General features: G+C 27.0%; 1 protein-coding gene. It reads left to right on the top strand.

The features are described 5' to 3' along the window. Positions 1-14: 14 nt before the first annotated feature. Positions 15-832: 6-hydroxymethylpterin diphosphokinase MptE-like protein (locus tag AJN64_RS02450; protein WP_148122980.1), on the top strand; the 818-nt coding region annotated here is incomplete at its 3' end.

Below are 832 nucleotides of genomic sequence, written 5' to 3'. Positions count from 1 at the left end.
TTTAAGGAAACCTAATGACCATACTAGAAAAAAACATACAAGCTTTATTAAGTGGAGTAAATGAACCCTTAGGAAATAAACTTTTAAATTTCATACAAAATAAAACTTGTTCTCGTTTTAATATAGATGAAAATTTAAATATCTATGATAAAACTCATAATGTTTTTATGTATGAAAATTTAGAAGAAGAATTAAATTTTTTCTATCAAAGTATTTTAGAAAAAACTCCTAGATATCCTTTTATATGTATTTATGGTATAGGCAATGCTTTACTGATTAAAAATTTAGCTAAACACTATAAACATCTTTTTGTATTTGAAAGCGAAATAGAACTTTTTGTCCTAGCTTTAAGTACACTGGATTTGAGCGAAGAGCTTTGTAGTGGAAAAATTTATCTTGTGGATATCGAAGAAGAAAGAGTAGATATTCAACTGCTTATACTTTTTGATATGAAAGATATGTTTGAGTACTTAAGTTTATATGAAATGTTTGTAAATAATGTTTATTATAAAAAATTTTATGAGGATATCTGGTATAAAGCAGATGAGCTTTGCGAGAAAAATATAGAAGTCACAGTAAGAAATTTAATTTCTAATTTAAACATCGGTTTTGAGTGTTATTCTCATCTTTTACAAAACATCCCTTCTATGCTTGAAAGCATTCCTTTTCAAAGAATCTTAAGTGAAAGAAAAAACAAATTTGAAAATGCTATAGTAGTTTCTGCAGGACCTAGTTTAGCTAAACAACTTCCTTTACTTAAAGCTTATCAAGATAAAGCAGTGATCTTTTGTGCTGATGGGGCTTTAAGTATGCTTGAAAAAGAAGGCATAGT

Origin of the sequence: Campylobacter sp. BCW_4332, from assembly GCF_001763175.1 — a bacterium.
GTDB classification, from domain to species: domain Bacteria; phylum Campylobacterota; class Campylobacteria; order Campylobacterales; family Campylobacteraceae; genus Campylobacter_D; species Campylobacter_D jejuni.
This window is presented reverse-complemented; position numbering and strand designations above follow the sequence as displayed.